Genomic DNA, 14,259 nt, shown 5'->3' on the forward strand with positions numbered 1-14,259 from the left:
CGGATGACAGCGGGCGAGGACGTTGCTAGAAGGCCCGCAACGCCCGGTTGCATGGGCGGCCTATGGCAGTTTCACGGGAACGTCGGCCAATGAAGATCGTCGCTTGTAATAGCAATCCACCTCTGGCCGAGGCTGTTGCGGCCGAGCTCAATATGCCGCTCTGCAATGCTTCGGTCCGACGATTCGCCGACATGGAGGTCTTCGTCGAGATCTTCGAGAACGTTCGCGGAGAAGATGTGTTTGTGGTGCAGAGCACCTGCACGCCGACCAACGACAATCTGATGGAACTGCTGATTATGCTGGATGCGCTGCGCCGGAGTTCCGCGCGCCGCGTGACAGCGGTCATGCCCTATTTCGGCTACGCCCGGCAGGATCGCAAATCCGGTTCGCGCACGCCGATCAGCGCCAAACTGGTCGCCAATCTTCTCGTCGAGGCCGGAGCGGACCGGATTCTGACCATGGATCTGCACGCGATGCAGATTCAGGGCTTCTTCGATATCCCGGTAGACAATCTCTATGCCGCCCCCCTCTTCGTGCGCGATATCAAAGATCGTTACGGCGATCGTGACCTCATGATCGTATCGCCCGATGTCGGAGGGGTGGTGCGCGCCCGTCAGCTGGCGCAGCGTCTCAATACCGATCTGGCCATCATCGACAAACGCCGGGAACGCGCCGGCGTCTCCGAGGTCATGAATGTGATCGGTGACGTAAAGGGACGTCATTGTCTGCTTGTCGACGATATCGTCGACAGCGGCGGCTCGCTGTGCAACGCCGCCCGCGCGATCAGCAATCAGGGCGCGGCCTCGGTCGGCGCTTACGTTACCCACGGCGTGCTGACCGGCAGCGCCGTCGAGCGCATCGCCGATTCACCGATTGAAATGCTGACACTGACCGACAGCATCATGGCGACCGAAGCCGTGACGGCGGCGCGCAATATCCGGCAGGTCAGCATCGCCGGCCTGCTGGCGCGTGCGATGCGGGCCGTCTCCGACGAAAGCTCCGTGTCATCCCTGTTTGACTGATCGGGGTCCCTGACATGATCACTGATGCGCCTTACTGGTATCTCCGTCACGGAGAGACCGACTGGAACAAAAAAGGCCTCTCGCAGGGACGGACCGATATCCCCCTGAACGCGACGGGAATCGCCCAGGCCGAGGCCGCGGGCGCGATCCTGGCCGAACGGGCCGTCGCCGGCCTCAGCATCCGCCGTATCGTGTCGTCGCCCCTGACACGGGCATTACGTACCGCGGAGATCGCCGCCGACGCGCTCGGCTGCGCGAATACCCGCCCGACACTGTCGGTCGATCCCGGGCTGGAAGAGGTCTGCTTCGGTGAGCAGGAAGGGCAGCCCATGGGAGAGTGGTATGATGACTGGATCGCCGGTCATTACACACCTCCGGGCGCGGAGCCTTTCGCGTTGCTGCGTGACCGTGCCGTCAGTGCCGTGAACCGGGCGCTCGCCGGAGACGGTATGGTGATGATCGTGGCCCACGGAGCATTATTCCGGGCGCTGAGGTCAGCAATGCGCCTTCCGGCAAATGTGCGGCTTCCAAACGCCACTCCGCTGGTGGCTGAGCCGCCTTCGGAGGGCGGCCTTTCACCATGGAAGCTGAGCGTCGTCGGCTAGAAAATCCTCTGCCCCGTATTTTGCACCAGAAGTAACCAGAAGCCTCCGGTCCATCCGTCGGAATTCAGCCGAACAGGCTGACGGAGGCCGAACTGGTCTGCTTGTCAGTTTTTTTGTGGGTCTCCCGGGCCAGAACATTTCCTGTGGAATCGAGCCCGATGGACACGGAACTGCCCCTGGCGCGCTGACCCGTGGCCGAAATATTCGTACTGCCAAGCGTTTTCGGCGCCCCGGACGAGCGGGCTTTGTGCTGAGTCGCGAGCAGGGCGTAGCTGGTGCCGCTGATACTGGAAACTGTTGTCATCACGGTATCCTCCGGCCGGGAATACTGAAGAGAATCAGTTATCATGACGTAAATTATGGCGCCCATAAAACAGACTGATCATCATGAACGATGCCGGTGCTTCGGCGTTAGGCTATTGTTTATAGAAACGGTAACGGAGGTTCCGATGTTCAGAACGTGTAAAGTTATCCCGCTGGCTGTATTCGCCGCCGCCGTGATCTCAGGCGCCGCACCGGCAGCCCTGGCCGCGAAAAATCCGGTCTTCATCGGAACGTTCAGAGCCGAACACGGAACGAAGACCGCTCCGTCGGGTGAAGTCCGGGCAACGCTCGATCCGGCGACCGACGTGCTGACCTACAAAATCTCCTGGAAAGGACTTTCAGGCCCGGTCAATGCAGCCCATTTTCACGGCCCGGCCTCTTTTGATCAGGACGCCGACGTCATGGTGCCCATAGACGGTCCCTATAAGAGCCCGCTTTCCGGAAAAGTGACTCTTGATAGCGAGCAGGCGGACCAATTGTCGCACGGACAGGTTTATGTGAATCTGCATACCGAGGCTTTCCCGAATGGCGAGGCCCGCGCGCAGATGGTAAGGCACTGAACCGGAACAGCAGACCGGCGATCCGCAGAAAAAGCTGATTCCACGCAGAGAGTATAAGAGACTTGTTTCACAAGCCGTCCTGTGAAACTTCCTTTAAATTATCAGGAGGTTTCTGGTTGAGCTTTTTCCGGAAAGTTTCGGAATACGCCGCCTTTTTGAAAAAAGGCGGCACCCAAAAACTTTCATTTTTTTAAATGTTTATCGTGAAGTTTTTTCTGATCCTGGCTGAAGCGAACAGGCAGCCGCCCCGGTACCTGTCTGTTCAGATGACAACTCAGTTTAAAGGATACGGTGTTTCAGGCGCCGTTTTCATCTGCTCTTTCCGGAGACGCGCAACCTCCGTCGCGGTGACCGGATCAGCATTATTTCCCCAGCTCGCCCTGATGAACGAGACAACATCAGCCACCTGCTGATCGGTCATCGTGCCGCCAAACCCGGGCATCACAAAAGATGACGGTGACGAGCGCATGGCAGGAACAGTGCTGCCGGCAATGACGATCCGCACGAGGCTGTCGGGCGCTGGATTCATCACGACCGGATTACCGGCAAGCGGCGGGAATGTCGTCGGATAAGCCGTGCCATCGGTCCGGTGGCAGGCTGCACACCGATCAACATAGACTCTCGCGCCACGGGCCGATATATCGCCATTCCGCAGCGCCAGAGCCTCGGTCCTGTCGTAGACCCATGGCGTCTGGTCCCTGTCGGCAGCCGGAAGAGATTTAAGAAAACGGGCGATGGAATAAAGATCTTTATCGCTGAGATATTGCGTTCCGTGCCCGACCGCTCCGGACATGCCTCCAAAAGCCGATCCGTGAGCGACGCGACCGTTGCGCAGAAAACCGACGATGTCCTTCTCCGACCAGCGACCAAGACCAGTGCGGTTTTCCCCGCGCAGGCTTGTCGGCGTCCATCCGTCGACCGCGCCGCCGCCGGAAAGGAAAAGCGAACTCTCCGCCGCCGTTAAGGCTTTTTCCTGTAAAGTGATCGCACGCGGGGTATGACACGCACCGCAATGACCCGGGCCTTCAACAAGATAGGCGCCACGCGCCATGTCCGGATCATCCGCGAAACGCGCCGTCGATTTTATGGCCCGCTCAGGAGACGGGGCAAAGGCGGCCTGCCAGATGCGCAGAGGCCAGCGCATTGAAAACGGCCAGGAAATCGTGCTGGCCGGAGGCGTTTCGGCTGATGCCTGAACATCAGTCGTAAAATAAACATAGAGCGCGTGTATGTCCTCATCCGTCATCCGGGCATAAGACGGGTACGGCATGGCGGGATAAAGCGGCGCGCCATCAGCGCGAATGCCTTCGCGTAACGCGCGGCCAAACTGCGCCTCGGTGTAACGACCAGTTCCGTGATCGCGATCAGGCGTAATATTGGAAGAAAAGATTGTACCAAAGGGAAGGCTGAAAGGTACCCCTCCCGCGAAACGCGCATGACCGGGAACGGAATGACAGGCCGCACAGTCAGAAGCACGCGCAAGATACTCGCCCCGCTTTTGAAGAAACTCCGTGTCCTGCGCCAGAGCGCCGGTTTCAGAGACAAAAGCCAGCGCAGCGACTGTCAGCAGCAGCCTGATTCCGGAACACTTCAGATATTGAAAAACAAATTCTGTGATCAGAGTTTTTTTCGATATCAGACTCATGCCGGCACCAGCGGACCGGGATTTTTCAGGTACGTCGTGCGGATATGGTGCGCGCTCCAGTATGCGAGTGCGGCGACCATGCCTGTGGGATTGTATCCTGTGCCCTGCGGGAAGGCGTTTGAGCCGATGACGAAAACGTTGGAGACGTCCCAGCACTGCAGGTAGCGGTTCAGGGCACTGGTCGCGGGGTCGCTGCCCATGACCGCGCCGCCGCCGAGATGGGTGGTCTGGTAGAACCGGGTATCGAAGGGCTGGCCGAATTCCTTCATGCCCAGGTGGGTCTGGCGGGCGCCCATGGCCTTCGTGACCGCGGCGATTTTGCCGACGACGTAACGGTTCATGCGGATATCGTTGTCTTTCCAGTCGAATGTCATCCGCAGGAGCGGACGTCCGAAGGCGTCTTTCCAGGTCGGGTCGAGATCGAGGAAGACATCCCGGTAGGCCATGTTGGAGCCGTGGGCGTCCATCCGGACGGCGTGTTTGTAGGTGTCGATCATGCCGCTTTTCCAGGCCGATCCCCAGCGCGGGGTGCCTGGCGGGCCGCCGGCTTTTGCCGCGGCGATGGCCTTGACGCCGGCCTGATTGACCCAGACGGGCGATCCGCCGATGAAGCCGAGGGGGCCGTGATCGAAATTTTCGCTGTTGAAATCATCGAAAGCAACGCCGCCGCCGCCTGTGCCGATGAACTGGCTGGTCCAGACCGAGGGGTCCAGCCAGGCGGTGGTGGTGCTGATGTTCTGGTAGACGAAGTTACGTCCGACGACGCCGGTGCCGGCGACGGGGTCGTAGGGTTTGCCGATGCCTGAGACGAGCATCAGATGGACGTTGTTGAACTGGAAGGCGGCCAGGATGACGAGTTCGGCCGACTGGATGACCTCGTTCCCCTTCTCGTCGAGATAGGTGACGCCGGTGGCACGGGTTTTCGTGGAATCGAGCGTGACGTGCAGGACGGTGGAATTGGGACGGATCTCGAACAGTTTGTTTCTGCGCAGGACCGGGAGGATGTTTACGTTCGGGGAGGCCTTTGAATACATATAGCAGGCATAACCGCTGCAGTATCCGCAGAAATTGCACGGGCCCATCTGGGCGCCGTAAGGGTTGGTGTACTGGCGGGAGGCGTTGGCGGCCGGGATGGCGTAGGGGTGGTATCCGGCTTCCGCTGCGGCTTTCCGGAAAAGATGAGCGCCGGTCACGTCTTTGAGCGGCGGCAGGGGGAAGTGATCCGAGCGGTCGGGGGCGAAGACGTTGCCGTTGCCGACGACCTTGCCGTTGACGGTGTAGGCCTCGCCGGAGGTTCCGAAGACCTTTTCGGCCTTGTCGAAAAACGGTTCGAGCTCGGCGTAGGTGACGCCGTAATCCTGGAGGTTCATGCCTTCGGGGATGAAGGATTTTCCGTATTTCGAGATGACCGTGCTGCGCAGTGTCAGGTCATCCGGCGCGATGCGGAGATGGACGCCGGACCAGTGCAGGCCGGCGCCGCCGACGCCCTCGCCGGGCAGGAAGGCGGCGAGCTGGCGGTATGGCAGGGCGGTCTGGCTGATGTTGTTGCGGATGGTGACGGTGGTTTTCTGCAGCTTCTGGAAGATTTTGAAACGGTAATTGCCTTCGAGTTCGTCCAGGGAGCCGGGGTAGGCGCCGTCGGCGGCCGTGCTGCGCTCCCCTCCCCGTTCGAGCATGACGACGCGCTGGCCGGCCTCGGTCAGTTCCTTGGCCATGATGGAGCCGGCCCAGCCGCCACCGACGATGACGACGTCGACGGATCTGCGTGTGATGGTGGCCATGTCAGATCGTCTCCATCAGATGGTTTCTCCGGAGATCGAGACCGACCCGAGCGGGTATTCGCGGCCGTACTGGTCGACCCAGTCCATGAAATCGGCGCGGGCGCCGGGGAAGCCGGTCATGGCCCAGCCGCCGAGGCCTTTGTTTCCGCCGTGGATCGGGTCGGCGAACGCACCTTCCTGGGTGTTGCCGAGCAGATGTCCGAAGAAGGTTGATGCCGGGAGGTCGCCGAACTGATGCGTGCCGGTCTCCAGTTCGGTCAGAAAGGCGTCGCGGGTTGCGGCGTCGAGGCTGGCGAATTCGGCGTTGTGCATCTGCAGCGCGAGCGCGCGGGCTCCGGCGATGCCGCGGCGGTAAATGTCGCGCGGGGTGTAGGGGAGCTGGTAGCCGAGATTGGCCGGGCCGGTGACGTGCGGGCCCTGCATGTACCACAGGGCGCCGTATGCGTAGGGGGTTTCCATCTGGCGGTCGATGAATTCGGGCACGCCGAGTTCGATGGCGCCGGGACCGGAGGCGTCGTGCGGGATCAGGCGGTCGCAGGCTGCATGCAGGAAGCGCCATTCGTCGGTCGTGAAAAAGACCGGCCTGTAGGCGCTTTCCGGCGGGGCGGCTTCAGCGAGGCGGGCGCAGGCTGTGAGGGCCGTGGCGCCGGCGAGTGTCTGAAGCAGGTTACGGCGGGACAGAAGCGATGGCGGCATACGGTCGTTGGGACTCTGCGTCGTGATGGTTCCGGAATGACGGGTGTGTGGCGACTATAGGGATGGCGGCAGAGGGGAGCAAACCCGGAGGGGGAGCCGGGAGAGGAAGGGCTGGCGGTGCGGATGTGGGGTCTGGTAACAGTCTCGCTCCGCTTTTTTGTCTGGTCTGTTTTCCGTCATGGCGATTTCTGTTGCACCGGGCCTGTCTCTTCAGGAGGCCGAGCTTGTCTTTACCTACATTCTGGCGTCCGGTCCGGGCGGGCAGAATGTCAACAAGGTCGCGACGGCGGCGCAGCTGCGGTTCGACGTGGTGCGGTCGCCGTCTCTGTGCGAGCGAACGAAAGCGCGACTGCTCCGGCTGGCGGGGAGCCGGGCGACGCGGGACGGGGTGATTGTGATTACCGCGCGCAATTTCCGGACGCAGCAGAAGAACCGTGAGGACGCGACGGAGCGGCTGGCGACGCTGATCCGGGAGGCGGCGCACCGGCAGGCCTTCCGGGTGGCGACGCGTCCGGGCCGGGCGGCGCGGCAGCGGCGGCTGGACGGGAAAGCGCACCGGGCGGGGATCAAGCGCGGGCGGAAGGTGCGGGGGGAGGAGTGAGGGGGTATGGTTTTACTTTGTGTGGGCGCCCCGGTCTGGCCAGGTAGCTTGCATGATAGCACCCAGATATTACTTTTCTTTCAGGGCTTTTTTAATCGGGGCGTGCTGCATAATTAGCAACCGCAGTTGCGACGTCAGTCTGCTCTCCCGCAATAGAAAGACTTAAGAGTGTTGACATGCCTTGTGTCGACGTTCTCAATCCCTCCTTCCACGCGCGCTTGGAACGGTCTTGAATACTCTCCATCACAAGTGTTCGCACTATAGTTGAATAATTCTCGGACTTTAACAGTCGTAAAATGGGCACCGCACACTCAAGCACAGCCTGCCCAAATTGTAATGTTTCATCTTGTTCGGGAAAGGTTCCTTGGTGTATAACGGCATTTCGGAAACTCGTTTGCTTCTGCGAGAGGAGATTTGGTGGCTGACCAGTCTCAACAAGATAGAGACCAATAAAAGCTCCAAGCTGACGTTCAGACTGATTAGATATCTGCTTCCATGCGAGAGCGACAACTGATGCATCAATCCCATGCTTCCGGGACGCTACGCGAATAAAAAATTCGTATAGTCGTTCAAGAGCGCCAGCGAATGACGCTACTGCGTCACGATAATAGCCATCAACAATCGCCCTGATTGCCATCTCGGATAATATCTCAAATTTTTCCTGCTGAATAATTGTGAATGTCCGATGCCCATGATCGCATTTTACTTCAATCACACCGTCATCGGGTATCCTGACCATTTTGAACGATGAAAAATTCGGGATGCCATTTTCTGCCTGGCATTGCATACAGGGTGCGACTATCTTCATTTTTCGCGTCTATCACTCGGCACGACATTCCGACGTCCGGATATAATTTATTCACGTCAAAGAAGCTATGTTTGCAATAGTATAAACGGTCTTAGTAACGCGCCAATACAGTAATTTTAAAAACAAACCGGTTTCCAAAGGTCCGCGACCTTTGGCGGGTCCGGGCGGCGCCCGGAGTTCTTCCCGCCTGACACAAAGCTACACAGAGAAAATCAGAACTTCAGCCCGGCCATATGGAAGGATTTGAGTTCGAGGAACTCGTCGATGCCGGGGTGGCCGCCTTCGCGGCCGAGGCCGGACTGTTTGATTCCGCCGAAGGGGGCGCTTTCCATGGAGACAGAGCCGGTGTTGAGGCCGACCATGCCGAAGTCGAGTGCTTCGCCGACGCGCCAGGCGCGGCTGATGTCGGTGGTGAAGAAGTAGCTGGCGAGGCCGAAGGGGGTTGAGTTGGCGAGGGTGACGGCTTCTTCTTCGGTCTCGAATTTGAAAACAGGAAGAACAGGACCAAAGGTTTCCTCGCAGGAGACGCGCATGGCGGAGGTGACGCCTTCCAGCACGACGGGGGTGACGAAGCGGCCGTCGGTGGAGAGAGGGGCGCTGGCGTAACGGGCGCCGTGGCTGAGGGCGTCCTCGACATGGGCGCGGATTTTCGCGACGGCGGCGTCGTTGATGAGCGGTCCCATGGTGTTTTTGGGATCGAGGCCGTTGCCGACTTTAAGTTTCGCGACTTCCTCCGTGATGCGGGCGACGAAGCGGTCGTGGATGCCGGACTGGACGAGGATACGATTGGAGCAGACGCAGGTCTGACCGCTGTTGCGGAATTTGCTGCCCATGGCGCCGGCGACGGCGGTTTCCAGGTCGGCGTCGTCGAAGACGAGGAGCGGGGCGTTGCCGCCGAGTTCGAGGCTGAGGCGTTTGATGGTGCTGGCGGACTGTTCCATCAGCAGGGCGCCGACGCGGGTGGAGCCGGTGAAGGAGAGTTTGCGGACGGTCGGGCTGGCGGTGAGGACGGGGCCGATCTCCTTTGCCTCGCCGGTGACGATGGAGAGCAGGCCGGACGGGAGGCCGGCGCGTTCGGCGAGGACGGCGAGGGCGAGCGCGGAATAGGGTGTAAGTTCGGAAGGTTTGATCACCATGCTGCATCCGGCGGCGAAGGCCGGGGCGCATTTGCGGGTGATCATGGCGAGGGGGAAGTTCCAGGGCGTGATGGCGGCGGTGGTGCCGACAGGCTGTTTGAGGACGAGCACGCGGCGGTCGCGCTGAGGCGGGGTGATGATAGTGCCGTCCATGCGGCGGGCTTCCTCGGCGAACCATCTGAGGAAGGAGGCGGCGTATTTCACTTCGCCTTTAGCCTCGGCGAGGACCTTGCCCTGTTCGACGGTCATGATGGTGGCGAGGTCGTCGAGGCTGGCGAGGATGAGGTCGTACCATTTCATGAGAATGGCGGCGCGCTCGTCCGGGGTGCGGGTTTTCCATCTTTTCTGGGCGCTGTCGGCGGCGGCGATGGCTTTTTCGGTTTCGGCGGCGGTACAGGCGGGGATGGTGCCGATGATCTCGCCGGTGGCGGGGTTATCGACGCTGAGGGTTTTGCCGGAGGTAGAGTCCGTCCAGGAGCCGCCGATGAGGGCCTGCTCGCGGAACAGGGAGGGATCAGAGAGACCGGAGATGGGCATGATGGTGCTCCTGCTGCTGCGTTTTATGGCGGGATCGTGCAGGGGTGTGGGGGCAGGGGTCAATGCACGGGGTGGTGACGTTCGTGTGCTGGTGTCCGCTGGTGTGGAAACGGGCTGATCCCGGGGTGGGTTGCCTGGAATTGGGAGCGATGACGGGGCTCTGCCCCGTGTCCCGGCAAAGGTCGCGGACCTTTGCAAACCGGTTTGTTTTTTATAAATCAGGATCAAAGGGGCTGCGCCCCTTTGTGGGTTTCAGGGCAAAGCCCTGAGAAACTGTCGGTTCAGACCGGAGGGCTCACCGGCGTTTCAGCGGAGCGTGATCAGCACCGGGACATGGTCGGAGGGTTGCGGCATGGCGCGTTCCTCGCGGTCGGGGTCGGCGCTGAGGAGGCGTTCGGCGATGCGGGGGGACAGGAGGGCGTGGTCGATGCGCAGGCCCATATCGCGGTTCCAGGCGCCGGCCTGGTAGTCCCAGAAGGTGTAGCAGGGCGCGGTGGGGTGCATCGCACGGACGGCGTCGGTCAGGCCGCACCAGAGCAGGCGGCGGAAGGCAGCGCGACTTTCGGGACGGACGAGGGCGTCGGTGGGCGGCAGGGCGCCGGGGGCGAGGTCCTGGTCGGTAGGGCAGACATTGTAGTCGCCGGCGAGGAGGAAATCGGTGTCGTCGCGCAGCATGACTTCGGCGTGGTCGGCGAGGGCTGAGAAAAATTCCAGCTTGTTCTCAAAGCCGGCCGGCCCGCCGGAATTGCCGTTGGGGAGGTAAAGGTTGCCGATGACGAGGCCATCGGCGGCGACCTCGATATAGCGAGCGGGAGGCTCGGGATCGCTCAGGCCGGGGAGTTTCTTTGTGCGGAGTTCGGCCGGGATGCGGGAGAGGATGGCGACGCCGTTATAGGATTTCTGGCCTGCGACGAAGGCGGTGTAGCCGGCGTCCTGGAAGGCTTCCACGGGGAACTGGTGGGTTTCGCACTTGATCTCCTGGAGGAGGAGGAGATCGGGTTCGATCCGTTTCAGCCAGTCCAGCACGAGGGGCAGGCGCTGGCGGACGGAGTTGACGTTCCAGGTGGCGATTTTCATGTCGGCGCAGTCGTCCCGCGGATGGTTTGTGCGGGCGTCAGCCGGCGAGTGAGAAGCTGGTGCCGCAGCCGCAGGAGGAGGCGGCGTTCGGATTTTTCACGGCGAAGTGAGCGCCCATGAGTTTGTCGATGTAGTCGAGTTCGGAGCCTTCGAGCAGGTCGAGGCTGCCGGGATCGACGACGACGCGGATGCCGTTTTTCTCGATGGTGATGTCATCGGGGGCGGTTTCGGGGTCGAGTCTGAACTCGTACTGGAAACCGTTGCAGCCGCCGGCGGACACCGCCACGCGCAGGGCGGGCGGCGTGCTGTCCTCTTTGCGCGCGGCGATGATTTCCGCGATGCGGCGGGCGGCGGCGTCTGAGACGGAAAAGCGGGGCTGCTGGGTCATGGGTGGATAATGGGGTGTCTGAGAGGGGATGGAAAGGGTGGAAAGAGTCTTTTCAGGGTAGTTTTACCGGGCCTTCCCCCCACGTCCCGATTTGTTGTTACAGACCGGGATCAAAGGGGCCACGCCCCTTTGCGGGTTTCAGGGCAGAGCCCTGAGAATATCGCACAGCGTAAAGCACTGGTTTTTGTGGAGAGACTTCCGGGCGCTGCCCGGACCCGGCAAAGGTCGCGGACCTTCGCAAACCGTTTTGTTCAGCAAATCAGAGCGAAACTCTGAGGCTGTATCAGAGCGCGTCTTCGCCGCTTTCGCGGGTGCGGATGCGGATGACGCGGGAGAGGTCGCTGACGAAGATTTTGCCGTCGCCGATTTTGCCGGTGTGGGCGGACTGGAGGATGGCTTCAACGACCTGATCGGCGAGGTTGTCGGCGATGGCGATTTCGATCTTGATCTTGGGCAGGAAGCTGACGTGATATTCGGCGCCGCGATAGATTTCGGTCTGTCCTTTCTGGCGGCCGAACCCTTTGACTTCCGAGACGGTGAGGCCCTGGATGCCGAGCGGCGAGAGAGCGTCGCGAACGTCGTCGAGCTTGAAGGGCTTGATAATGGCCGTGACGAGCTTCATCGCAGTTCCTCTTCCTGTATCGCGCGGACGCATCCACCTCTGATGCAGGGAAGCATATCGTCCGGCCCATGTCACGCCGGTATGGCGCTGTGATATGGGATAGTCCGGCGCTATAAACCGTGGCATGTGTCCGGGTTTCCGGCGGCCCCGAAAACGGCCCCGAAAACGATCTGGCCGGCGCGGTCCGCCGGCATGGTATGCCAGCATGGTATGATCGTACTTCTGAGTTTCGAAAGGACGCGGGCATGATGACATCCGGCATGACGGACCCGACCGGAGCAGCCACCGCCGAGGTCGAGGTCTGTATCATCGGCGCGGGACCCGTGGGGGCGACGCTGGCCTGCCGTCTGGCGCGTGAGGGTATCCGCGTGGCGGTGGTGGACCGTGCGGCGCTGCCGCCGATGGAGCATCCGGATTTCGACGGGCGGACCTACGCCATCGCGGCGGGATCGAAGAAGCTGCTCGACGAGGCCGGGGTATGGGAGCACCTGCCGCAGGTGCCATGCCCGATCGAGGATATTCTGGTGACCGACGGACGCGTCGGTCAGCCGCCCTCGCCGCTGTCGCTGGAATTCACCCGCGAGGACGCGGATCAGCCCTTCGGCTGGATGGCCGAGGCGCGGGCGCTGCGGGTGGCGCTGAACGCGACACTGCACGCCTCGCCTGACGTGACGGTGCTGGCCCCGGCGGAGGTCTCCGTCGTGCGGAACGAGGCAGGCGTGACGGTGACGGCAAAAGACGGCCGCGTCGTGCGGGCGCGGCTGCTGGTCGCGGCCGATGGTCGCGCCAGCCGGACCCGCTCGCAGGCGAGAATCCCGGTAACGAAGCTGCCTTACGGACAGAGCGGCATCGTCTGTGCGATCGCCCATGAATATCCGCATGACAACGGCGCCCTGGAGCATTTCCTGCCGGGCGGCCCGTTCGCACAGCTGCCAATGACCGGAACGCCGGAATATCCCAATCTGTCGGCGGTGGTCTGGAGCGAGAAAGACGAAATGGCGCGGCGTCTGGCCGAACTGCCTCAGGAAACCTTCGCCCGTGAACTGCGCCGCCGCATGGGAGACCGTCTCGGCGAGGTCACGCCGGTAGGGCGCCGGTGGGTTTATCCGCTCTCGGCACAATACGCGCAGCGTTACACCGCGACGCGCCTGGCCCTGGCCGGCGACGCCGCGCACGGCATTCACCCCATAGCCGGGCAGGGGCTGAATCTCGGCTTCCGCGACGTGATCGCCCTGTCCGACCTGCTGATCGAAGCGCATCAGCGCGGAGAAGATCCGGGATCGGCGGCGCTGCTGGCCCGGTATCAGGCACGATGCCGTCCGACAAACATGCTGATGTTCCTGGCGACGGATGCGCTGGACCGGCTGTTCAGCAATGACAATCCGGTGCTGCGGCTGGCGCGGGATGTGGGGATTGCGACGGTGCAGAAGTTTCCGCGGCTGCGGAAGGCGTTTGTGAAGCATGCTATGGGGGTCTGAGCGGGGCTTTTTATTCAGGGCTCTGCCCTGAAACCCGCCAAAGGTCACAGACCTTTGGAAACCATTTTGTTTTCATAAATCAGGGTGCAGGGATCTGCGATCCCTGCCGGGTCCGGGCAGAGCCCGGAAACCCTCACGCCGGAACCGCCTGCGCGGACCGGACGAAAAGCGGCTGCTGCCCCGTGAACAGCGGCGCATTTTCCGGCAGAGCGTTAAGCTGATCGGTGGCCGTGGCGAGGGCGGCGCAGGCAAAGTCGAAGGCGCCCCAGGCCTGCTGGTCCGTGTGACCGAAGCCCGAGGCGTTGACGTGCAGAATGCAGCAGCGGCCATGGCCGAAGAAATCGAGCAGCGGCACAAGGGTGAGTTCAAAGCTGATATGGTGTTCGGCGCTGCCGGTCACGCGGCTGAGCAGGGAGCGGGCCAGATCGCAGATCCGGTCCGGCGTATTGCGTTCGGGCTGGCGGAAGGCGATGGCGATATAAGAGCCGACATAACGGTCCGGCTCGTCGGAGGCGACAGTCTCGCGCGCCACCAGACCGCATTCACAGCCGCAGGTCAGAAAAGCGGAGCCACGTTTATTGACCGTCTGCAACAGCCGCAGAAGACCGGCCGAACGCTGTGCTTCCGGAATGAAGGCAGCAAGTTCCGGCCGGTCGACAAGATCGAAATAACCATGGTTTTTATTGCCGCCACCGAAACCGGACGGTCTGTAAGGAACAGCTGAATGCGCCTCATCGCTGCGGGCGATGGTGTAGCCCTGACCCTGCGTGACGATGGTCGTTGCCATCCGCGCCTCCACTATGACGTTTTGTGGAGTATTGCGCGAGGATTATTGAATTTCGGTTAATCCGGAGCGGCTTTCTGGCCTCTGCCGACATCCGGCCACGGATGCCGCAGCGGGGCGTGATGTCCAGATTTCAGGTGAACCGATAATCACCGGATACAGAGGCCATTTTCACGAGCCGCACGTATCAGAGAC

15 protein-coding genes are annotated in these 14,259 nt (G+C 61.6%); 5 read left to right on the forward strand and 10 right to left on the reverse strand.

Translation table 11 applies throughout. From position 1 onward, the window contains the following. Positions 1 to 89: 89 nt before the first annotated feature. Positions 90 to 1,022, forward strand: a complete 933-nt coding sequence (locus GOB93_RS09945) for a ribose-phosphate pyrophosphokinase (protein ID WP_173583352.1) — start codon at positions 90 to 92, stop codon at positions 1,020 to 1,022. A gap of 14 nt (positions 1,023 to 1,036) precedes the next feature. Continuing rightward, positions 1,037 to 1,627, forward strand: a complete 591-nt coding sequence (locus tag GOB93_RS09950; protein ID WP_173583353.1) for a histidine phosphatase family protein — start codon at positions 1,037 to 1,039, stop codon at positions 1,625 to 1,627. A 64-nt stretch (positions 1,628 to 1,691) separates the two neighbouring features. Here GOB93_RS09950 and GOB93_RS09955 read toward each other — a convergent pair whose 3' ends face one another. Beyond that, positions 1,692 to 1,931, reverse strand: coding sequence for a hypothetical protein (locus GOB93_RS09955; protein WP_173583354.1), 240 nt, complete (start codon positions 1,929 to 1,931; stop codon positions 1,692 to 1,694). 145 nt (positions 1,932 to 2,076) lie between these two features. On the opposite strand from GOB93_RS09955, the gene GOB93_RS09960 reads away from it, so the two are divergent. Further along, a complete protein-coding gene (locus GOB93_RS09960; protein WP_173583355.1) occupies positions 2,077 to 2,511 on the forward strand; it encodes a CHRD domain-containing protein in 435 nt (144 codons plus the stop codon). Between the two features lie 274 nt (positions 2,512 to 2,785). On the opposite strand, the gene GOB93_RS09965 is transcribed toward GOB93_RS09960, so the two are convergent. From GOB93_RS09965 to GOB93_RS09975, 3 genes are read right to left on the reverse strand one after another with little or no spacing between them, the layout of a single operon-like run. Continuing rightward, positions 2,786 to 4,156 carry a c-type cytochrome gene (locus GOB93_RS09965; protein WP_173583356.1) on the reverse strand — a complete coding sequence of 457 codons (1,371 nt, stop codon included), beginning with the start codon at positions 4,154 to 4,156 and terminating at the stop codon, positions 2,786 to 2,788. Beyond that, complete coding sequence (locus GOB93_RS09970; RefSeq protein WP_173583357.1) at positions 4,153 to 5,937, reverse strand: GMC family oxidoreductase; 1,785 nt, start codon at positions 5,935 to 5,937, stop codon at positions 4,153 to 4,155. The genes GOB93_RS09965 and GOB93_RS09970 overlap by 4 nt, the downstream gene beginning before the upstream one ends. Positions 5,938 to 5,952: 15 nt before the next feature. After that, a complete protein-coding gene (locus tag GOB93_RS09975; RefSeq protein ID WP_173583358.1) occupies positions 5,953 to 6,633 on the reverse strand; it encodes a gluconate 2-dehydrogenase subunit 3 family protein in 681 nt (226 codons plus the stop codon). Positions 6,634 to 6,811: 178 nt separating this feature from the next. Here GOB93_RS09975 and arfB point away from each other — a divergent pair, with 178 nt between their 5' ends. Further along, a complete protein-coding gene (gene arfB / locus GOB93_RS09980; RefSeq protein WP_173583359.1) occupies positions 6,812 to 7,234 on the forward strand; it encodes an alternative ribosome rescue aminoacyl-tRNA hydrolase ArfB in 423 nt (140 codons plus the stop codon). Between the two features lie 91 nt (positions 7,235 to 7,325). On the opposite strand, the gene GOB93_RS09985 is transcribed toward arfB, so the two are convergent. The 5 genes from GOB93_RS09985 to GOB93_RS10005 all read right to left on the reverse strand — a co-directional run bounded on the left by GOB93_RS09985 (position 7,326) and on the right by GOB93_RS10005 (position 11,802). Then, positions 7,326 to 8,042: a hypothetical protein gene (locus GOB93_RS09985; RefSeq protein ID WP_173583360.1), complete on the reverse strand. Its 717-nt coding sequence runs from the start codon at positions 8,040 to 8,042 to the stop codon at positions 7,326 to 7,328. A 212-nt stretch (positions 8,043 to 8,254) separates the two neighbouring features. Next, entirely contained in the window at positions 8,255 to 9,715 is a 1,461-nt protein-coding gene (locus GOB93_RS09990) for an NAD-dependent succinate-semialdehyde dehydrogenase (RefSeq protein WP_173583361.1), read from the reverse strand. A 306-nt stretch (positions 9,716 to 10,021) separates the two neighbouring features. Next, entirely contained in the window at positions 10,022 to 10,792 is a 771-nt protein-coding gene (locus tag GOB93_RS09995; protein WP_173583362.1) for an exodeoxyribonuclease III, read from the reverse strand. Positions 10,793 to 10,829: 37 nt separating this feature from the next. Next, a complete protein-coding gene (gene erpA / locus GOB93_RS10000; protein WP_173583363.1) occupies positions 10,830 to 11,180 on the reverse strand; it encodes an iron-sulfur cluster insertion protein ErpA in 351 nt (116 codons plus the stop codon). Between the two features lie 283 nt (positions 11,181 to 11,463). Continuing rightward, positions 11,464 to 11,802 carry a P-II family nitrogen regulator gene (locus tag GOB93_RS10005; RefSeq protein WP_173583401.1) on the reverse strand — a complete coding sequence of 113 codons (339 nt, stop codon included), beginning with the start codon at positions 11,800 to 11,802 and terminating at the stop codon, positions 11,464 to 11,466. Between the two features lie 245 nt (positions 11,803 to 12,047). Here GOB93_RS10005 and GOB93_RS10010 point away from each other — a divergent pair, with 245 nt between their 5' ends. Then, positions 12,048 to 13,280: a UbiH/UbiF/VisC/COQ6 family ubiquinone biosynthesis hydroxylase gene (locus GOB93_RS10010; protein ID WP_408742383.1), complete on the forward strand. Its 1,233-nt coding sequence runs from the start codon at positions 12,048 to 12,050 to the stop codon at positions 13,278 to 13,280. Between the two features lie 133 nt (positions 13,281 to 13,413). On the opposite strand, the gene GOB93_RS10015 is transcribed toward GOB93_RS10010, so the two are convergent. Next, positions 13,414 to 14,067 carry a hypothetical protein gene (locus tag GOB93_RS10015; protein WP_173583364.1) on the reverse strand — a complete coding sequence of 218 codons (654 nt, stop codon included), beginning with the start codon at positions 14,065 to 14,067 and terminating at the stop codon, positions 13,414 to 13,416. Between the last annotated feature and the right edge of the window lie 192 nt (positions 14,068 to 14,259).

The sequence above is a fragment of the Acetobacter musti genome (genome assembly GCF_011516835.1).
In the GTDB taxonomy this organism is placed as follows: domain Bacteria; phylum Pseudomonadota; class Alphaproteobacteria; order Acetobacterales; family Acetobacteraceae; genus Acetobacter; species Acetobacter musti.